Here is an 18,080-nt window from a genome sequence, read left to right as displayed (position 1 = left end):
TCTTAAGGCTTGAAGATCGGGCCGTTGCCTTCCAGCACACGGTAAGGATTGTCAGCGTACTCGATCATGTAAAGAACCGGCTCCAGATTCTTTCTTTGCACTTCAGGGATGATTTGTGCTCCGGGATAGAAGCCCCCACCACCCCAGCCGCTGTTGGCCGGATCAAGTTCAAAGGTGAAAGAGATGATTTTGTGTTCACCATAAGACCAATCTGTGGTGTCACCGCTGGCGATGTACAGTTCAGAGGATTGCTGGGGGCGATAGCCGTTCCATTCCGCCATCTTTTTAGCCATCACTTCGTGAACTTGTTTGTCACGGGTGTTAGAGATGCCTTCGTATTGATGTCCCCAAGGATACAGAATCAACTGCGAATAGGTATGGAAGGACAGAAGGCTTGTGATGTTCTCGTGCGTCTCTACATACTTTTTGATCGCTTGAGTTTCTGGCTCGCTGAATGCGGAAGGTCCACGATAGGTGTCGCTGTTCGGGCTGGTGCTGGCGCCACCACCACCCCAACCGTAACCATAGTTGCGGTTGAGATCCACGCCGTAAGTTCCATTGCCGTTCTGACGGCGATTTTTTCTCCAGGATTTGTAACTGCCCGTGGAAATATCGTATTCCGCACCGTCTGGGTTGACCATCGGAACAAAGTGCAGGTCACGGCCATTCACCAGACGTTGAATGCGTGGATTGCCGTTGGCATATTCTGTCAGAAGATATTCGATGTAGTAGATCGGCATTTCGATGGAAAGGTGTTCACGGGCATGGTGGCCACCCATGAAGATCGCCGCTGGCAAGGTGTCAGCATTGGCAAGGTCGCCAGAAATTCGAACCGCCCAGATATCACGGCCTTCCAGGGACTTTCCGATAGAATTCATTTGGGAAATGGAGGAATGCTGCTGCGTCAGAGTTCTAAGTTTGTCAGTCATTTCCGCATAGTTATGGAAGGCAGCATCTTTTGCCGGGAAGTCCATCGCCTCGGTCAGTGGGAAGCTGACTTCTAAAAGTCCCAATTCTTCGATGGCCTTTTTTTCTTCCAAGCTGCCCACGGCGATCACATAGTCTTCGCGTGTGGTTTCAATTGTCGCACCGGTATTGGCGATCAGACTTCGTTGGAACTTGTCTTCGGCGCGAATTTTCATCCAGTATTGGTTGGTATCAACAGATTGTGCGTTCTGAATCGGCAGAATTGCCATCGCTGCAACGGCCGCAAGGCCCAGCCACTTGGTGATTTTCATAACCCCTCCTTGGGTATCTGAGATTCTCAGATACCATATTGTGAGAGGATTTAGTGTTAGGGTACAAGGCTTAGGTAGAGTCGGGCCGACCTAGGTCCAGCTTCCAGAGCTACCAGCGAATAGGTTCGGGCTCGATGTCCACCGCGAATTTGTTTTTTACATCCAAAGCCACCTGATGTGCCAGCTCCCAAACATCATCAGCCGTCGCACCGCCATGATTGACCAGAACCAGGGCCTGCTTTTCATACATGCCGACAGGGCCAAGCTGTTTACCCTTCCATCCGGCACGGTCAATCAACCAGCCTGCAGCCAGTTTGAACTGACCTTGCTCGTAAGGGAAGCTGACCAGATTCGGGTAGGTCGCAAGAAGCTGATCGCGCAGTTCCTGGGCGACGATAGGATTTTTGAAAAAGCTTCCGGCATTGCCGATGACTTTGGGATCGGGCAGTTTGCTTTGGCGAATATTGATCACGGCTTTGGAAACACTGCGGGCATCCAAAGACCAGCCTTGGCGTTCGACTTCTTTGCGGATGTCGCCGTACTCAAGACGTAAGGTGCTTTTCTTGGGCAGGCGGAAGGTCACATCCCAGATCAGATACTTGCCAGCGCCCTCTTGTTTGAAGAAGCTATCACGATAAGAGAAATGACATTCTTTATTCGAGAAGACTTTCTTTTCTCCGGACTGTAAATCCAGACAGGTGACTTCCCACAAGCTGTCTTTCACCTCGACACCATATGCGCCGATATTCTGAATGGGAGCGGCGCCCACCGTGCCCGGGATCAAGGAAAGATTCTCCAACCCCCAATAGCCTTGGGTCAGGGTCCATTGCACAAACTCATTCCAGACATCACCAGCTTGAGCTTTCACGAACCAATGATCGGCGTCTTCGTTGATCAAAGACCAACCTTGGTTGGCCACCTTCAAAACCAAACCCTGGACCTTGAAGGGGAGCACGAGATTGCTTCCGCCACCCAAAATCTTCCAGGTCATTTTTCTAATCTGAGAATCGTTGATCAGGGAATGCAGATCTTCCGGCGTGTGCAGTTCGACGTAGTGCTCGGCTTGCGAGCGCAACTGAAGTGTGTTTGATGAACTGAGATCTTGATTTGTGTGAAGCTGCATTAAGCAGAGATCATATTAGAAGCTGCTAGTTTTGGCCATCATTCTTTCGAGGATTTGGTCTTTATGGATAAAGCAAATGCCAAGTCCCAAACCTTTGCTCCAGATCACTTCTGCGGCCACATTGTGAGTCCGTTCGACGGTATCCAGTTTAACTGTGAGATTTAACAAATCCCCTTTTTGTGGGACATAGTCGCCTTGAGACACTTCCAGAAAGGCTCCGGTTTGAGAGATATTGCGAAGTTTAGCCACTAAAATCCCGATGTGGCCATAGACCTCGATGTGGGCCATCTCTTTCGTTCTAAAGCGTTTTGCGGCTGTTTTTGAACTCATCACACTCTCCGGGATAAAGTGCTTTCCTTTATTCTCGGAGAAAAAATCGTGTTGGTAGAGTCCAAAATGATGCGTTCTCAAATCGGGACTTGATTCTGGACCCTACTTACGCAAGTAAGTCAGAAACGAAAAAGGAATGGGCGTTTCGACATCACGACGCTGAGTCTGGGTGAAAACCTTTTCGTCAATTTCAGGGTAATAGGTGTCCCCTGGAAATTCTTTGTGGATCAGCGTTAGATAGATTTTGTCCGTGATTGGCATCGCTTGTTTGTAGATCTCGCCGCCGCCAATAATGAAAACCTCATTGCCCCATTTTTCAGTCAATGGCTTCGCATGTGCAACAGCCTCTTCGATGGAGGCCACATACACGACGGGGCTTGACTCTGTGGATGGGAAGTTTTGTTTGGACGGATCACGAGTGATGACAATGTGGTAGCGGTTGGGAAGAGCGCGACCGTTGAAAGAATCAAAAGTTTTTCTTCCCATGATCATGATATGACCCTTGGTGGTTTCCCGGAAAAACTTCATGTCTTCAGGAAGACTCCAGGGAAGTCCCCCTTCGGCCCCGATTACACGGTTTTCAGAACAAGCCACCACATGAGTCAAAATCATATCGCCACCTCGGCCTTGATAGCAGGGTGTGGATCGTAGCCGATGATTTCGATGTCTTCGTAAGTGAAGTCGAAAAGATCTTTCTTGGCCGGGTTCAGTTTCAACTGCGGCAGCGGGCGGAAATCACGGCTGATTTGCAGTTTGGCCTGTTCCAGATGATTCAAGTACAAGTGCGCATCACCCAGAGTGTGAACAAAGTCACCCACTTCAAGGTTACACACCTGTGCAATCATATGAGTTAGCAAAGCATAGCTGGCAATATTGAACGGAACTCCCAGGAAGATATCAGCGCTGCGCTGATACAACTGGCAGGAAAGTTTACCATTGGCCACATAGAACTGGAAGAAAGCGTGGCAAGGTGGCAGCGCCATCTTGTCAACGTCGCCCGGGTTGAAGGCCACAACCAACATGCGGCGAGAGTTCGGATTCTTTTTGATTTGTTCAACCACGTTTGTGATCTGGTCAATTGTGCGACCGTCAGCCGTTTCCCATGAGCGCCATTGTTTACCGTACACCGGGCCCAGGTTGCCGTTTTCATCAGCCCACTCATCCCAGATCGTCACTTTATTATCGTGCAGGTACTTGATGTTGGTTTCGCCCTTCAGGAACCACAGCAGTTCATGGAAAATAGAACGCGTGTGCAGCTTCTTGGTGGTTAGCAGAGGGAAGCCCTCTTGCAGGTTGTAGCGCATCTGATATCCGAACATGGAAATCGTACCGGTGCCGGTGCGGTCCTCTTTTTTACGCCATGCTCAAGAACTGTTTTGATGAGATCATGATACTGCTTCATTCTGCCTCCTTGCGGTTACCAGCTTTGGGAAAAAGCGGCGGTCCCTTTGTCGTCGAACATTCTATTTTAGCTTCTTGCCTTGTCCACGTGAAAAGTAGTCCCAGATGAATTTGCCGCAGGGGCCTAACTCCTTTGCAGAGTGTCGACCGATGCTGGCGTGAAGGGTGATCGGCTTTTGTCCCAGCGTCACGAGGGATTTTTTCTTGATTTCCTCTTTAATTGCAAAATCAGGCATGCGGCCGTAACCCAAACCGCCCTCCAGAAACACCTTTTTGGTTTGCAAATCCTGAACACTGATCGTGTTGGCCTGATTTACAATTCCTCCGGAGCGGTCGGAGCTTTTCACCGTGCTGGAAAGAACAATTTGAGGATATTTCTTCAGATCCTCGGCAGTGGTTTTTTTCAGTTTCGCCAAGGGATGCTTGGCCGAACAAACCATCACCATGTTCACGGTGAAAAGCTCCTCGGTGATGAGGAGCCCTTTTTCGTTAAAGATCGTGCCTAGGGAAATATCGGCATGGTCCTCCAGCAGTTGTTCATCTGTACTGAGAACATCGTGAATAATTTTGATCTCCGTCTGGGGGAAGCGTGAAGAGAATTCCTTCAGCGCGCCGACCAAATTCGGGAGGGGCCACAGCGCACTGACGGCCAGACGGATGATCGGTTCATGTCCTCTTTTTAAAAACTCGGCAGTTTCCCCCAGTTCATCGAACTGGAAGATCAGGTCAGTGGCTTTTTTCAGGAAAGCCCGGCCCTGAGGGGTCAATGTCGGACGATACTGGTCGCGGCTAAATAATTTAAAACCCAGTTCGTCTTCCAGGGTGCGCATGGAGTAACTGACCGCGCTCTGGGCGCGATGCAATTCCTGAGAAGCCGCTCGGAAGCTTCCGGAAGAGACAATAGTTTGAAGAACTTGCAGTTGATCCAGCGTCATACCAAAAAGTATATCAGAAAATTAGATCATGTTAATAGAAAAATTATAATTTTTTTAGATCATTTTATCTTGTACCATAATCCAAGACGCCAACAACTATGCAAAGAAGCAACAGTACGGGCGCAAAAAGAAAGCTACAATGGCGTAGCGCCCGAAGAGAGGAGTTCTTTATGATGTATCAACGTAAATCCGCCGACAGAGGCTATGCGGAGTTTGGTGGCTGGCTGAAGTCCATGCACACATTCTCGTTTGCCGATTATTATGATCCTAAATTTATGGGCTTCCGTGATTTACGTGTGATCAATCAGGACTGGATTGCCAAAGCTTCCGGCTTTCCAACCCATCCTCACCGCGATATGGAAATCATCACCTACGTGTTGAAAGGAACTGTAGAGCACAAGGACAGCCTGGGTAATGTCGGCCAGATCAAAGCGGGCGAAATCCAGACCATGCATGCGGGAACGGGCATGCGCCACAGCGAATACAATCCTTCGCCAACGGAAGAACTTCAGTTGTTCCAGATCTGGATCATGCCGGATGTGAATGGGGCAAAACCTGGTTACACGCAGCAGTCCTTCACCCGTGAGCAGAAACTAGATCAGTTCAAGCTGATTGTTTCCAAAGACGGTCGCGAGGGCAGTCAGATGATCAATCAGGACGTGAATCTTTATGCCTCCGTCTTTACTGAAGGTCATGAGCAGGAATTCAAGCTTCGTCCGGGCCGCGCCGCTTGGCTGCAACTGGCTGAAGGTGAGCTTGAGGTTAATGGTCAGGTTCTGAAATCCGGCGACGGTCTGGCCGTCGAACAGGAAGAGGTTCTGAAGCTGAAAGCCTTGAAAGAAACCGAGTTCCTGCTGTTTGATTTAAGATAGGCTTTATAAAAAAGGCGGAGTGAATGCTCCGCCTTTTTCGTCTTTGCTTTAGAAGTAAATTCGCCATCCCGCATGAACAGTAGTTTGTTGCTCTTCGACTTTAAGCTTTGGTGAAGCATTGTTGTCCAGGTCTCCGGTGAGTCGACGAACCTCTGCATGGACGGCGAAGATCTCGCCAAAGGGGAACCAGTTAAAGCCAAAGCCGGCCCCCAGCCCATTTCCAGAGATTTCATACCCGTCGGATGTAGTGCTGTTGTACTCTTGCCCGGCAAGAATAAGATAGCCTGTAAAATAAGGAATAAAATTATTGGGGGCTATGTTTTCAACAAAGTTAAATCGGACGAGTGCGCCAACTATAGTTGTATTGACGTTTTCGTCTTCTCTCTCACGATAGAGATTTGATAGAAATGCGCCAAACTCATACCTTGAAAAATTTCTTGCGAACTCAAACCCTATTTCAACTTGTTTCAATTCATGGCTAGCGCTGGAGCCTCCTTGAGAGGCATCTGTTTCCGAAATGGTGCTGTTGTATAGCCAGCCGAGTGAAAACTCTCTTTTTCTGAGGTCGTGATAAGTATCGGCGGGAAGAGGTGTTATAGAGGGCTCTGTGCCTTTCTTTTCGGCAGGGGTCTTTGGCGGTTCAGATTGCATTGGTTGCGCCAGTGGCTCTGCCTTTTGGGTAGTTAGGCTTTTAAGCTGTTTCTGCATATCTTCGATCTGCTTTTGCATAGCCTCGACTTTTGGATCGCTTATAGGGAGCGGTGTTGTGTCAACTACTGGAGTAGATGTGTTTGTTGGTGGTGAGTGCGGTTGCTCTTGTGATGTCTCAGGGGCAGATCGGGTCTCTCCACTGTTTTCAGAAATCGTCGAGAGCTCACTGCTGGATGTAGCTGTTTCAGTGAGCTGAGCGTAAGTCGTTGAGGAGAAGATGAGGATACAGGTTGTGATGAAGTGTCGTGATGGCATTATTCCTCCGGTTTGCTAAATCGGAGAAATAATAAACATACTTTAGATTGTTAAGTTAATTTGAATAGTTGGTCAAACGTCGGGGATACAGAGAGGTGTGAGCTCGCTGTATCCCACTTCATTAGTGATGATGATGTCCTTCGGGCTTTACGCGTGGAATGACTTTGAAGTCATAAGTCTCGCTTTTGCCATTCACCTTGAGCGTCACTTTCAAAGTTTCTTCCGCTTTCACTTCGCGGTTCGGATCAAACAGCATGATGTGGTTGCCACCCGGCTTCAAATCAACAGAGCCCTTGGCAGGGATCGTTAACTTTTCCACTTTTTGCATGGCCATGCGACCGTCCTTCTCGACAGTCTCGTGCATTTCCACGGCTTTGAACGGATCGGCTTTTTCGATAGTCACAGACACTTCTTTATCAGTTGTGTTGATAAAAGTGCCATAACCTGCCGTTGCATTGCTGCCTTTCAAGGGCGCAAAGATGCGAGCTTCACCGATATTCAAAGAGCTCTTCGTCTCTTTGGCTGCAAAGGCAGCGGGACTGAATACCAAAGCCAAAGCGGCTAGAGTCATTAACTTCATAGATTCTCCTTAATTTTCTGTGCAATTTCATCTGCAGAGCGTGGGCTGGAAATGGAATCCACGACAATGCCTTTTTTATTCAAAATAAAAATACGATCTGTGTGTGCTATGGAATAGCCCAAATAGGATTTAGGATTTTCCTCCACCATATAGGTAGCACCGAATGGCTTGATAGCCAGATCGATGGCTTCCTGAGTTCCGGTCAGACCGATAAACTCTGGATTGAATTGTTTGGCATAGATGGAGACGGATTCCGCTGTATCATTCTTGGTATCCACGCTGATAAAGATTAGCTGCACGCGAGCCGCCTCTTTGGAGGTCAGCATCTTGAACGCTTGAGCTGAGAAGCTTAATGCCATCGGGCAGACGTCGGGGCATTTTGCATAGCCGACATAAAGCAGATTCAAAGGTTTGGCGTGTTCAGAGAAGATCCATGTGGCGCCTTCGTGAATCAGACTGAAATCTCCACCCATGCGGGGGCCCTGTTGGGAAAACCACAAGCCTGCACCCAGGGCTGCTAAGGCCAGGACTCCAGCAAAGAAGGCGATAAGCATTTGTTTTTTAAGGGACTTCATTGTTTGTATATAAAACCGAAAGGGGCATTCCGCCAAGCTGTAGCATGGCAGGCGCAACATCATGCTGCGGGGAAATTATCTTTTGACTTTCATTTCGGCCTTTCGTAGCTTGGCCGGGTAGTTAGGGAGTAGTCGAAAATCTTCCCAGATTTTGTTTAGACCGACATACTGAGTGATGAGCTCCGGTTTAAACGCAAAGGATCCTCAAGATCCCCTGTTGACGAGACTGACACGAGTGTTTTTAACAAGCACCGTGTGGTCTCGTTTTCTTTTTTGAAGCAGCCCCACGGTCATAACCGTATCGAGGGTGCACATGGAAGCAATCATCAATTCATTCTTACTGGTCGCCGCCACAGAAATGGGCGACAAGACTCAACTATTGGCGCTGGTTTTGGCGTCGAAATATAAAAAACCCTGGCATGTGATGGGTGGCATTTTCGTTGCCACTGTTTTGAATCATGCCCTGGCGGCCTGGGCCGGAGAATGGATCGCAGCCACGATCCCGGGTCAGTGGTTAAGCTGGGGGCTGGCTCTGACCTTCTTTGGATTTGCTCTTTGGATTTTAATTCCGGATAAAGATGATTCCGACACCAACGACATGAAGTGGGGAGCATTCTGGACAACAACGGTTCTTTTCTTCTTCGCAGAGATCGGCGACAAAACCCAGCTTTCCACGGTGGCTTTGGCAGCGAAATATCAAAGTCTGACTCTGGTCACTTTGGGGACCACGATGGGCATGATGTTCGCCGATGGTTTGGCCGTGGTCTTTGGTGAAAAGCTGACTCAGAAGATTTCCATGAAGTGGATCAATTATGGCTCGTCAGCTTTGTATGTGCTTTTTGGTGTGGGAATCTTGATGCGCTAGAAAGGCTGTATAAAAAGGTGACAGATAAGTTTTGCAAAGGCCTAAGTGTCTGAAACTAGAAGACCTTTCCCCCTTTCTGCAGGGACGTTTATTGCGTCTGGAAAGGGGTGGGGTTGGCCCCTATACTCTCACAGTTTCTATGATTTACGAGCTGTGGGAGTTTTATGAAAAAGCAAACAATCACCTTTTTGACTCTTCTCTTGACCGGCGTGATGGCGCAGGCCGTCCCGGTTGTCAGTAAAACCACTACAGAGGTTCTGGGCTTTTCCAACATCCTTGGCACTGATGCGACGTCGTGCAAATACTCGGTTGAAAACCGCAAAGATTTAAAAGGCCGTGACGAAGTGGTGGTATCGCTAGCGTCGGATAAGGAAACGTCGATCACAGACTCTATCCGTATTCCTGCGGATAAACTTCCGCTGAAGGAAGGTGTCTTGCAGGTTCGTCCCGGTTTAAGCATCACTTACAAAAAAGGTGTCCTGACTAAAAAAGAAAAGCTGCCTTCCGAAGGACCATCGGGGCAGGACTATCAGGTGATGATGGTGAAGGTCAGCCCGGATCTGAAAACAGTTTCTTTGGGCTATGCTCTGGATTCTGTGAAAAGTGTTTTTTCTGAAAAAGCCCTGGCCGAAATCAACTGCACGTTCTAAAAAGAGATTTGAATTAGAAATTAAAAAAAGGAGCCTTGTGGGCTCCTTTTTTATTTTCTTCCGTTGGATTCTTACTGGAAGTTTTGAACTTGGGCGATGTAAGGAAGGTTTCTGTAATAACCTTGGTAGTCCAAACCGTAACCCACCACGAATTCATTTTGGATTTTGAAGCCCACGTGGTCGATATCGCATTTTACTTTCAAAGCATCCGGTTTTTCCAACAAAGTCACTGTGGTCAGGCTTTTTGGTTTGCGGGACAAGATGGCGTTTTTCAGGTAGTTCATTGTCAGGCCGGTATCCACGATGTCTTCCACCAGAACCACGTGGCAGTTTTCAACCGGGCCCGCCAGATCCAAAGTCACTTTCACTTCGCCGGAAGAAGAAGTTCCACCGTGGTAAGAAGAAACGCCGAAGAATTCGCAAGTGATGTCAGCGTCGATAGCGCGAACCAGGTCTGAGTAGAACATGAAGGAACCCTTCAGTACGCAAACCGCCACCACTTTTTCATTTTTAAATTTTTTGGAAAGAGTTGCGCCCAGCTCTTTTACTTTTTGCTGGATTTGCTCTTCAGTGATGTAGGGTTTTAAGGAAAGATTCGTCATGGTGGTCCTTTCTCCAACTTTATACGAAGGAGTTGTTCATGATTTCGCCAAAGCCCCCGCCGCCTGGGACGATGTATTGCTTCTCGTTCAGGCCTCGTTCTTGATCCCAAAACTGTCCGGGAGTTGCATCTAAAACTGCCTGAGGGGACAGTCCTCGGTCAAGTCTTAAGGCATAGATTACGACCTCCGGATGAGCGGCCAGTACATTCTTCAAATATTCCGGGGTCACAATCAGATTCAAGGCGATAAACTTGCGGGCCGGGCCCTCGATATGGGTCTTGTAGTGCTCAATAGCGGTCACCATGGTGTTCCCGGTGGCACCCATAGGGTCTGGGAAAATCACATGGGCATCTTTAACGTCGCCGCCGATTTTCATACCGCCAAACTCAGCCCCCGTCACAGCGTCTTTGCTGTTTGTCACGCGGGCGGCAAAGATGTGGTCCTGACGGACATTCTGGGCGGGCAGGGCATAGTGCAGAAAGCTGTAACAGATATGGCTTGGATAGGTTCCGGCACGGGCCAGATTCACACTGACGGCCTTTTGCTGAGTTTGAACTCTTTGTCCGGATAATTTTTGTTCAGGATGGACGGCCGTCATGCGTGTGTCCTGAGAAAACTTTTCGATCTGGAATTCATTGTTGATGGTGATTGAAATCATGTGGGTATAAAGAACTTCAACGATACGATTGATTTCAGGCTGAAATGTTTCCGGAGAACAAAGACGGGCCAGAAGTCCACTCAGAAAAGGGCTGTCGATAAGATGCACTTGCGGCCCATAGTGATGAACCAGTTCCTGCTGAAATGTCATGATGTCGCCTTTAATGTTTTAGTTGCCTTTTTCAAAGTCAACGAAGATCACAAATTCACTCTCTCCCGAGCGGAATTGAGGTGAACGAAGGATCTTGTAGATATCAAAGTTCATCAGTTGGTCTTCCTCGGGTCCCATGTTCGAGGCCAAAGGCATCACGCCAGACATAAAGAATCCGGTTTCACCACCGATTTCAAAAATGGCAGGGAAGGACTTTCTTTGAATTTCAAATCCACCGGCTGGAACCGGTTCGCGCCAATTGCGCTGAATTTCAAGGTTGCCGCGCAGGTTGGTCGCGTCGAAGTCATTCAGTTCAAAGAAGGTCGTCAGACCGATTTCGATAGAGGGATTGCTGCGATCTTTCAAAGTGTAAGACCATTGCAAAGTTTTGGAAGTCGTCAGCGGACGATCTTCCTTGTGCAGAATTTTAATATCTGAGCGGTGCAGGACATTTTTGTCGAACTCTGGCAGGATTCCCGCCGTGTATTCATTAAAATTCATGAACTGCCCGGTGGCACGGCTGGCGCTAAAGATGCTGCCCAGACGTCCTCGTGGAACCTCGGCATAATACACCACCAGATGAGCCCCGGTGCGCGCCAGATTGCGGGAGTTCTTGTCGGCTTCGCCCGAGGACGGAGTGGGAGATGTTCCCGGTGTAGCGGCCGCAGCGGCGGCGACGGTCGTGGCCGGGGGCTCCACTTTGTAGGCATCCACCATCCCATCTGCGGCTTCAGAGGATTGGGAGCTGGTTTCAGTGTCGGCTTCCGCCAAAGGCAAAGCTTCTGTCTGCGGCTGTCCACCCGTGGAATTGATTTGGACTGTGGATTTCAAATAACTTACCCGGCGCTCCAGATTTTGCTGACCTTTTTTGTACAGGGTGATGCCGACGCCTCCGGCGATAACCACAACCAGCGAAAGTTGAATCAGGGGATTGCCAATAAAGCGCTTCCAGGCCGGCGGTGTCGCAGGTTTGAAGCTTTCTATGTCAACGCCACACTGCGCACAGTATTTATCTTCAGGTTGTTGAAAACCACAGCGGGGGCAGTTGATAAGCATGCAATCAGGGTAAGACAAAGCGACTTGACGCTCAATAGAATAATTCATACCTTGAAAATCCCACAGGAATTTCAAACAAGCGAAAGCGCGCGATCATGAAGAAGTATAAGCCCAAATCTGGTGAGAAAATTGAACGTCACGAAGAAGAGATCCCGCCCAAGGTCGAGCTTCCTTTTGAGTTCTCTCCTGAACATTATCCCGTTTTGCTTCAGGAAGTGCTGGGCGCATTCTATCCGCTCAGACACAAAAGTGAATTGAGTTACTTCGATGGAACTTTTGGTCGTGGCGGACACTACATGGCGATGAAGTTTGCCTACCCCCAGATGAAAGCCACGGTCATGGACCAAGATCTGACGGCGGTTGCCTATGCGCAAAGCCGCTTCCAGACTGAAGTCGAGAAGGGCCAGTTAAACGTAATCCACGGTAATTTCTCGCAGTTTTCGGAACACAATCTAAAAAACTTTGATATGATGCTCTTAGATCTAGGTGTGAGTTCTCCGCAATTGGACCAGGCGGAACGAGGCTTTAGTTTTTATCACGATGGCCCCCTGGATATGCGAATGAACCAACAGCAGGGATTGACGGCTGAGGTGCTTATTAATACGGCTTCTGAGGATGAACTCATTCGAATCTTCAAAGAGTACGGCGAGGTCTATCGCCCTTCCAGAGTCGTACGTGCGATTGTGAACGATCGCAAAACCAAAGCATTTCAGACAACCAGCGCCCTGGCAGGCTTGATTGAGCGTGTGGATGGATGGCAGGTAAAAGGCCATCATCCGGCGACCAAGTATTTCATGGCTTTGCGACTGGCGGTGAATTCCGAACTGGAAGTGGTTGCAGAATCGTTGCCGAAAATGATCCGCGCATTGAGTCCGGGCGGGCGTTTGGCCGTGATTTCTTTCCACTCTCTGGAAGATCGAATCGTTAAGAATATTTTCCGTGCCTCTGAGGATATGGGGCGCACGGTGACGAAAAAAGTAATTGTTCCCACTCAGGAAGAGTGTGACAGAAATTCTCGCTCGCGATCCGCGAAGCTGAGAATCTTCGAGAGGAGTGCTCAGGATGAGCTCGGAAAACTTTAAGCAACTAAAGCCTTTCTTCAGTATCTTACTTGTCATTTTTACGCTGTTTTCCATCGTCTTCCTGCAAATGGAGGAACGTCGCATGGGTTACAGCGTTCTGAAGCTGACCCGCGAACACAAAAAAGTCTGGGAAGAAAAACGCACCAAGGAAATTGCTCTGGCGAAAATCACTCGTCCGCAATTACTCGATTCCATGGCCCAGCAAAAGTTCACTCTTAAAAAAGTGCAGGCAAATCAGATCATTCATCTTAGCGGTCAGTTGGCCAGCGATATGAATTCCGTGTCTGAAAAAGGTATCACTAAAAAGGATCTGTAGTTTGAAATCACGTATTGTTGTCATCTTTGTAGGGATTCTGGTTCTGTGGTCCGCCCTGGCGATGCGTGCGGCTTACCTTCAGTTTTTGCCGAATGATCGTCTGAACTCTTTGCAAAACCGTCAGTTTCAAACCAAGGTTTCATTGCCAGCTCGTCGTGGAGCCATCGTGGACAGCAATGGGCGGGATCTTGCAATGTCGGCGGCGGCTTATTCTTTGTATGCCGATCCCAAAATTCTGGAAAATCGCAAGCAGGTGGCACGCAAGCTGGCCAAGGTTTTGAATCAGTCACCAGAATCCATTTACAGCAAAATCAAAGATGGCAGTCGTCGCTTTGTGTGGATTCAGCGCATGTTAGAACAGGACAAGGCTGATGAAATCAAGTCCTGGGACATCCGTGGTTTGTCTTTCGTGGAAGAATGGCGCCGTGTTTATCCGAATGAAACTTTGCTGGCGCAAACGTTGGGTTTCCTGGGCAGCGAAGGGCAGGGACTTGAAGGTCTGGAGATGGGTTACAATCAGGCCCTGACTGGAAACAAGAAAAAAGTCATGGTCAAACGTGATGCCCGTGGCCGTCCACTAATTAACGACGGTCTGATGTTCATTGAAAATCCGGAAGGCAGTGAGCTGAAGCTGACTGTGGATTCTGATCTGCAATATCGCTTGGAAAGTGAACTTGCCAATGCGGTGTCCACTTTTGAAGCGGATCACGCAGTGGGTGTGATCCTGGACGCCAAGACCTCGGCTGTTTTAGCGCTGGCATCAGCTCCGACCTTTGATGTGAATAAGGCGGCGAAGTCCCCGGCAGAGCATCGTCGTAATAAGATTGTGACGGATGCTTTTGAGCCCGGATCGACGATGAAAGCCTTTGTGATTGCAGCGGCTTTGCGGGATGGACTGGTTCAGCCCAATTCCAAGTTCTATTGTGAAAAAGGAAGCTTCCGTGTCGGTGATCGAATTATCCGGGAAGCTGAAACCAAAGAAAAATTTGAAGACCTGACAGTTTCTGAAATTTTGGCGGTGTCTTCCAACGTGGGTACGACCAAGATTGCCTTTAAGATGGGACAGGAAAGACTGCGCCAGGGGCTTTTGGATTTCGGTTTTGGTCAGCGTCTGGGTGTGGATCTTCCGGGTGAAGCGCGTGGGATGGTGCAAGCTCTTCCATGGAGACAGCACTTGTTAAGTAATATCTCCTTCGGTCACGGTATTTCCACGACACCTCTTCAGATTGCCAACGCTTTTGCCGCAATCGCAAACGGGGGTGTTCTGAATACGCCCTATATCGTTCAGTCCATGCGTGATGCTGAAACTGGGGAGCTGGTGGAAACTCAGCCGAAACCAATTCGCCGTATCTTGTCTGTCGAACAAGCCGCTCAAATGAGAGCGATGTTGTTGGGTGTGACGACGAAGGGTGGAACTGGTGGCAATGCCCGCGTTGATGGTTTCATGGTGGCCGGTAAAACCGGAACCGCTCAGAAAGTGAATCCCAACGGTCGCGGCTATCTGAAGGGCGCTTATGTGTCCAGCTTTGGTGGCTTTATCCCGGCGAATGATCCGAAGTTTGTGATCTACATTGCCGTGGATTCTCCGCGTAAGTCTTATTATGGTTCCACTGTTGCGGCTCCGGTGTTCTCTCGCGTGGCTTCCTATGCAGTTCGTAAAGAGGGAATTGCGCCGTTGCCGTTGGCTGAAGAGTCCACGGTGAACCCAAAAACACGCAAGATCGCGGCAGAAAGCCTGAAGGCTGTTAAAAAAGTAGCAGTGGCGCCTGCGGTTTTGACGGCGGCAGAATTGGATAAAGCGACAGATGTCGCCACAGGGGAAACCGTTCCGAATCTTCTGAACATGAGTACACGTGAAGTTCTTCGCCGAGTCAGCGGGCAGGAGCTTAAGGTGAAGTTCATCGGACAGGGGCTGGTCAGCGATGTCCAGCCAAGTCCGGGATCGCTGGTCCCTGAAAGTAAAGAAATCACGGTGATTTTGAAATAAAAAAAAGGACTCGCAAGAGTCCTTTTTCATTTTACCAAAGGCCTTCTTCTTTGAGTTGTTCTATGGCCAGTTCTTTGGCGTAGCGGCTTCCGTATTCGCCGTTTTCCACGTCCACTGTGTCGGTGAAGTTTGTGGCAAAGACATATTGATGATCTTTGGTGGTCAGAGTTCCCACGAACCAACCAATGCGTCTTTTAAGTGTGGTGTCGGTATAACCTGAGCCCGTTTTGCCACTGAATTTGTTTCCAGCAGGAGTGGTTTCCAGGAGGATGATTTTTTTGGTGAGGTCTTGAGATTTTTTAGTTGCTGGAAGTTTGTCGTACAGAAGCTTTTTCAGAAAGTCTGTCTGTTGAAATGCGGAAATCTTCAAAGAGAATCCCTTTTCTTCATTAATAAATGAAGCTGGGGTCAGCCAGGCTGTTTTAATTCCTCCTGAAAGATCCTGATTTCCATAGTCGAACTTGCGCAGGTAGTTCTGCAGTTTTTGAAAACCCATTTTACCTGTAAGGGCCTGAGAATACCAGACAGTGGAGTTCTTCATCCAAGACGCCGCTGTTTGATCCTGATTCCATGCTTCGATGGAATGCTTTTGTTTATTCCATTTAAACTTGGTGCTTTCATTTTTCAGAATACCGGAATCAAAGCCCATCACTGCCAAGGGAACCTTGAATGTCGAACAGGCCGGAAGCTGGACATTGCAATTTTCCTCGTTAACGGATTTTTGGATTTGTCCGGTCTGCGCATCAATTAATAAAAAGCACACGGCTTTGCCGGGATACGGATCGACTTTTACAGGCGCTGGGGTCGGCGCGGACTTCTCGACAGGGGCCGGAGATGAGCACCCTGCAGTCAAAATGAATAGCGAAATAAGAAGAATTCTTTTCATGTCAACTCCTTCAGAGGCTTTTAGGGTCTCATAAATATTTTTAAAGGTCTCGCATATTTCTGTCTGAAATCCGGAAGTGAAGGAAACTCTGCTGGATTTTCAAGGGTTTATAGAGACGCTCGATTTTTGCTGGAAGGCTTGCGCAGCAGCAAAATTAGCAATGCAATCTTGTTGCTATCAAAGGAGCTTTGCATGAAAGTGTCGTCTATGGAATTTGCCGTCAATCCGCAGGAAAATCAGCTCAAAAAGTATTTCAATCTTCCCGGATTCCGACGTGGTCAGCAGGAAATTATTTCTGCCGTACTTTCAGGTCGTGACGTTCTGGCTGTTCTGCCAACGGGCGGCGGAAAGTCCCTGTGCTATCAGTATCCCGCCGTTGTCATGCAAAAGCTGGTCATTGTTATTTCGCCGTTAATTGCCCTGATGAAGGATCAAGTGGCATCCTTGCGCCGCTTTGGTATTCCGGCGGGTTGCCTGCATTCAGGCCAGTCGGACGATGACAAACGCGAAGTCTTTGCCGAGATCAATAAAGGCGGTGCCTTTGTTTTGTATCTTTCTCCTGAGCGGGCTCAGAAGGAGGGTTTTCATCGTTGGGTGCAGGCTCGCCAAGTCGGGCTGTTTGCGATTGATGAGGCCCACTGTGTTTCCCAATGGGGTCATGATTTCCGTGAAGAGTATGCGCAACTGGGTATCTTAAAAAAACTCTGTCCGGATGTGCCGGTGCTGGCCTTGACGGCTTCAGCGACGCCGACGGTGTTGGATGATATTTCCAAGCAGTTGCAGCTAAAAAAGCCAGAACGTATGGTTCACGGATTCTATCGCTCCAATTTGTTCTATCAGGTCGAGCTGTGTGAAGACGAAGATGCCAAGATGGCTTTGTTACTTCAGGGAATTAAGCAAACCCCTGAGGGGCGTATTATTATTTACTGCGGTACTCGCAAGGTGACGGAAAATATTGCGGCCTTCCTGCAAAAGAAGCTCGGGGCGCAGGTTGGTTTTTATCATGCGGGTCTGACGACGGAGCTGCGCAATCAGACTCAGGACGCCTATGCTGAAGGTAAGCTGCGCATTCTGGTGGCGACAAATGCTTTCGGGATGGGGATCGATCAGCCGGATGTCCGTTTGGTCATTCACTTCCAGATTCCAGCGAATATCGATGCCCTTTATCAGGAAATGGGCCGTGCGGGTCGTGACGGTCAGGAATCCACGTGCCTGGCTTTGTATGCGAAGAAGGACAAAGGACTTCAGTCCTACTTTATCCACAGCTCCGAAGCTCCGGATCATATCAAGGATGCTCGTTGGAGAAACTTGGATGCCTTGGTGAACTACTCGGAAGGTGGGGAGTGTCGCCACGCCGAGATCCTGACTTACTACAAGGATTCTCAACGAATTGAACGATGTGGGCACTGTGACAGTTGCGATGCCCGTTCTACTCGTAAAGTTCAAAAGGTCATCACGCCACTGGAAAAACTGGATATCGCCGTGGAAAAAATCAAATCTGTCGCAAAACCAAAAAAATCCAAAGGTGGGGGGCAGGATATTGTTCTGGACGAAATGCAGGAACAGCGCCTGGCGCAGCTTAAACGCTGGAGAAAAGAAAAAGCCAAGGAATTGGATGCTCCGGCCTTTGTGGTCTTCAGTGATCAAACCCTCAGACATCTGGCACAGAAGAATCCACGCAGTTTGGATGAGATGAGAAACATCTATGGCATCGGCGAGGCCAAGCTTGAAAAGTTCGGCTGGGATGTTCTGGCAGAGCTGGGTCAGCATAGATAGAGCCTGTGGTTGCAATTAGCAGTACTTAGCAA

19 protein-coding genes and 1 pseudogene are annotated in these 18,080 nt (G+C 48.8%); 7 read left to right on the top strand and 13 right to left on the bottom strand.

The genetic code is table 11. The features are described 5' to 3' along the window. Positions 1–2 precede the first annotated feature (2 nt). The 6 genes and pseudogenes from ACES2G_RS15010 to ACES2G_RS14985 all read right to left on the bottom strand — a co-directional run bounded on the left by ACES2G_RS15010 (position 3) and on the right by ACES2G_RS14985 (position 5,027). The gene (locus ACES2G_RS15010; RefSeq protein ID WP_347359563.1) at positions 3–1,238 is read right to left on the bottom strand and encodes a M14 family metallopeptidase; all 1,236 of its coding nucleotides are present in this window, start codon (positions 1,236–1,238) and stop codon (positions 3–5) included. Between the two features lie 109 nt (positions 1,239–1,347). Next, positions 1,348–2,361 carry a UDP-N-acetylmuramate dehydrogenase gene (murB, locus tag ACES2G_RS15005; protein ID WP_374000644.1) on the bottom strand — a complete coding sequence of 338 codons (1,014 nt, stop codon included), beginning with the start codon at positions 2,359–2,361 and terminating at the stop codon, positions 1,348–1,350. A gap of 15 nt (positions 2,362–2,376) precedes the next feature. Then, on the bottom strand, positions 2,377–2,691 hold the full coding sequence (locus ACES2G_RS15000) for a PilZ domain-containing protein (protein WP_347358049.1): 315 nt from the start codon (positions 2,689–2,691) through the stop codon (positions 2,377–2,379). A 102-nt stretch (positions 2,692–2,793) separates the two neighbouring features. Further along, on the bottom strand, positions 2,794–3,303 hold the full coding sequence (locus tag ACES2G_RS14995) for a dihydrofolate reductase (protein ID WP_374000643.1): 510 nt from the start codon (positions 3,301–3,303) through the stop codon (positions 2,794–2,796). Further along, a pseudogene (locus ACES2G_RS14990) lies at positions 3,300–4,093 on the bottom strand (thymidylate synthase). Before ACES2G_RS14990 ends, ACES2G_RS14995 begins: the two are co-directional and overlap by 4 nt. 61 nt (positions 4,094–4,154) lie before the next feature. Further along, positions 4,155–5,027: a LysR family transcriptional regulator gene (locus ACES2G_RS14985; protein WP_374000642.1), complete on the bottom strand. Its 873-nt coding sequence runs from the start codon at positions 5,025–5,027 to the stop codon at positions 4,155–4,157. A 170-nt stretch (positions 5,028–5,197) separates the two neighbouring features. Here ACES2G_RS14985 and ACES2G_RS14980 point away from each other — a divergent pair, with 170 nt between their 5' ends. Continuing rightward, positions 5,198–5,899, top strand: coding sequence for a pirin family protein (locus ACES2G_RS14980; RefSeq protein ID WP_374000641.1), 702 nt, complete (start codon positions 5,198–5,200; stop codon positions 5,897–5,899). A gap of 48 nt (positions 5,900–5,947) precedes the next feature. Here the strand turns inward: ACES2G_RS14980 and ACES2G_RS14975 are convergent, their stop codons facing one another. The 3 genes from ACES2G_RS14975 to ACES2G_RS14965 form a co-directional block, all read right to left on the bottom strand. Beyond that, on the bottom strand, positions 5,948–6,628 hold the full coding sequence (locus ACES2G_RS14975) for a hypothetical protein (protein WP_347358054.1): 681 nt from the start codon (positions 6,626–6,628) through the stop codon (positions 5,948–5,950). Positions 6,629–6,986: 358 nt separating this feature from the next. Beyond that, entirely contained in the window at positions 6,987–7,445 is a 459-nt protein-coding gene (locus ACES2G_RS14970; protein ID WP_347358055.1) for a copper chaperone PCu(A)C, read from the bottom strand. Further along, positions 7,442–8,020, bottom strand: a complete 579-nt coding sequence (locus ACES2G_RS14965) for an SCO family protein (protein ID WP_347358056.1) — start codon at positions 8,018–8,020, stop codon at positions 7,442–7,444. Before ACES2G_RS14965 ends, ACES2G_RS14970 begins: the two co-directional genes overlap by 4 nt. A gap of 313 nt (positions 8,021–8,333) precedes the next feature. Between ACES2G_RS14965 and ACES2G_RS14960 the strand changes: the two genes are divergently transcribed. Both ACES2G_RS14960 and ACES2G_RS14955 read left to right on the top strand, forming a co-directional pair. Further along, a complete protein-coding gene (locus ACES2G_RS14960) occupies positions 8,334–8,885 on the top strand; it encodes a TMEM165/GDT1 family protein (RefSeq protein WP_347358057.1) in 552 nt (183 codons plus the stop codon). A 164-nt stretch (positions 8,886–9,049) separates the two neighbouring features. After that, a complete protein-coding gene (locus ACES2G_RS14955) occupies positions 9,050–9,535 on the top strand; it encodes a hypothetical protein (RefSeq protein ID WP_374000640.1) in 486 nt (161 codons plus the stop codon). Between the two features lie 71 nt (positions 9,536–9,606). On the opposite strand, the gene hpt is transcribed toward ACES2G_RS14955, so the two are convergent. Genes hpt through ACES2G_RS14940 form a run of 3 tightly spaced genes read right to left on the bottom strand, consistent with a single transcriptional unit; the run spans position 9,607 to position 12,049 of the window. Beyond that, the gene (gene hpt / locus ACES2G_RS14950; protein WP_374000639.1) at positions 9,607–10,137 is read right to left on the bottom strand and encodes a hypoxanthine phosphoribosyltransferase; all 531 of its coding nucleotides are present in this window, start codon (positions 10,135–10,137) and stop codon (positions 9,607–9,609) included. Positions 10,138–10,156: 19 nt separating this feature from the next. Then, entirely contained in the window at positions 10,157–10,945 is a 789-nt protein-coding gene (locus ACES2G_RS14945) for a uracil phosphoribosyltransferase (protein ID WP_374000638.1), read from the bottom strand. Between the two features lie 18 nt (positions 10,946–10,963). Beyond that, positions 10,964–12,049 carry a hypothetical protein gene (locus tag ACES2G_RS14940; RefSeq protein WP_347358061.1) on the bottom strand — a complete coding sequence of 362 codons (1,086 nt, stop codon included), beginning with the start codon at positions 12,047–12,049 and terminating at the stop codon, positions 10,964–10,966. Between the two features lie 47 nt (positions 12,050–12,096). Here ACES2G_RS14940 and rsmH point away from each other — a divergent pair, with 47 nt between their 5' ends. From rsmH to ACES2G_RS14925, 3 genes are read left to right on the top strand one after another with little or no spacing between them, the layout of a single operon-like run. Continuing rightward, complete coding sequence (gene rsmH / locus ACES2G_RS14935) at positions 12,097–13,083, top strand: 16S rRNA (cytosine(1402)-N(4))-methyltransferase RsmH (RefSeq protein WP_374000637.1); 987 nt, start codon at positions 12,097–12,099, stop codon at positions 13,081–13,083. Beyond that, a complete protein-coding gene (locus ACES2G_RS14930; protein ID WP_374000635.1) occupies positions 13,064–13,399 on the top strand; it encodes a histidine kinase in 336 nt (111 codons plus the stop codon). The genes rsmH and ACES2G_RS14930 overlap by 20 nt, the downstream gene beginning before the upstream one ends. A 1-nt stretch (position 13,400) precedes the next feature. Next, positions 13,401–15,386 carry a penicillin-binding transpeptidase domain-containing protein gene (locus ACES2G_RS14925; RefSeq protein ID WP_347358064.1) on the top strand — a complete coding sequence of 662 codons (1,986 nt, stop codon included), beginning with the start codon at positions 13,401–13,403 and terminating at the stop codon, positions 15,384–15,386. 31 nt (positions 15,387–15,417) lie between these two features. Here ACES2G_RS14925 and ACES2G_RS14920 read toward each other — a convergent pair whose 3' ends face one another. Next, entirely contained in the window at positions 15,418–16,272 is an 855-nt protein-coding gene (locus ACES2G_RS14920) for a penicillin-binding transpeptidase domain-containing protein (protein WP_347358065.1), read from the bottom strand. Positions 16,273–16,464: 192 nt separating this feature from the next. Here ACES2G_RS14920 and ACES2G_RS14915 point away from each other — a divergent pair, with 192 nt between their 5' ends. Further along, positions 16,465–18,048 carry an ATP-dependent DNA helicase RecQ gene (locus ACES2G_RS14915; protein ID WP_347358066.1) on the top strand — a complete coding sequence of 528 codons (1,584 nt, stop codon included), beginning with the start codon at positions 16,465–16,467 and terminating at the stop codon, positions 18,046–18,048. The last annotated feature ends 32 nt before the right edge of the window (positions 18,049–18,080 follow it).

It is taken from the genome of Bdellovibrio bacteriovorus (genome assembly GCF_041888015.1).
Lineage (GTDB): Bacteria > Bdellovibrionota > Bdellovibrionia > Bdellovibrionales > Bdellovibrionaceae > Bdellovibrio.
The sequence above is the reverse complement of the archived record's forward strand: the minus strand, read 5'-3'. Positions and strand labels throughout refer to the sequence as shown.

Bases quoted from the DNA above. Each gene is read 5' to 3' on its own strand.
- ACES2G_RS15010 (WP_347359563.1), bottom strand. From the start codon at position 1,238: ATGAAAATCACCAAGTGGCTGGGCCTTGCGGCCGTTGCAGCGATGGCA.
- murB (WP_374000644.1), bottom strand. From the start codon at position 2,361: ATGCAGCTTCACACAAATCAAGATCTCAGTTCATCAAACACACTTCAG.
- ACES2G_RS15000 (WP_347358049.1), bottom strand. From the start codon at position 2,691: ATGAGTTCAAAAACAGCCGCAAAACGCTTTAGAACGAAAGAGATGGCC.
- ACES2G_RS14995 (WP_374000643.1), bottom strand. From the start codon at position 3,303: ATGATTTTGACTCATGTGGTGGCTTGTTCTGAAAACCGTGTAATCGGG.
- ACES2G_RS14985 (WP_374000642.1), bottom strand. From the start codon at position 5,027: ATGACGCTGGATCAACTGCAAGTTCTTCAAACTATTGTCTCTTCCGGA.
- ACES2G_RS14980 (WP_374000641.1), top strand. From the start codon at position 5,198: ATGATGTATCAACGTAAATCCGCCGACAGAGGCTATGCGGAGTTTGGT.
- ACES2G_RS14975 (WP_347358054.1), bottom strand. From the start codon at position 6,628: ATGCAAAAGCAGATCGAAGATATGCAGAAACAGCTTAAAAGCCTAACT.
- ACES2G_RS14970 (WP_347358055.1), bottom strand. From the start codon at position 7,445: ATGAAGTTAATGACTCTAGCCGCTTTGGCTTTGGTATTCAGTCCCGCT.
- ACES2G_RS14965 (WP_347358056.1), bottom strand. From the start codon at position 8,020: ATGAAGTCCCTTAAAAAACAAATGCTTATCGCCTTCTTTGCTGGAGTC.
- ACES2G_RS14960 (WP_347358057.1), top strand. From the start codon at position 8,334: ATGGAAGCAATCATCAATTCATTCTTACTGGTCGCCGCCACAGAAATG.
- ACES2G_RS14955 (WP_374000640.1), top strand. From the start codon at position 9,050: ATGAAAAAGCAAACAATCACCTTTTTGACTCTTCTCTTGACCGGCGTG.
- hpt (WP_374000639.1), bottom strand. From the start codon at position 10,137: ATGACGAATCTTTCCTTAAAACCCTACATCACTGAAGAGCAAATCCAG.
- ACES2G_RS14945 (WP_374000638.1), bottom strand. From the start codon at position 10,945: ATGACATTTCAGCAGGAACTGGTTCATCACTATGGGCCGCAAGTGCAT.
- ACES2G_RS14940 (WP_347358061.1), bottom strand. From the start codon at position 12,049: ATGAATTATTCTATTGAGCGTCAAGTCGCTTTGTCTTACCCTGATTGC.
- rsmH (WP_374000637.1), top strand. From the start codon at position 12,097: ATGAAGAAGTATAAGCCCAAATCTGGTGAGAAAATTGAACGTCACGAA.
- ACES2G_RS14930 (WP_374000635.1), top strand. From the start codon at position 13,064: ATGAGCTCGGAAAACTTTAAGCAACTAAAGCCTTTCTTCAGTATCTTA.
- ACES2G_RS14920 (WP_347358065.1), bottom strand. From the start codon at position 16,272: ATGAAAAGAATTCTTCTTATTTCGCTATTCATTTTGACTGCAGGGTGC.
- ACES2G_RS14915 (WP_347358066.1), top strand. From the start codon at position 16,465: ATGAAAGTGTCGTCTATGGAATTTGCCGTCAATCCGCAGGAAAATCAG.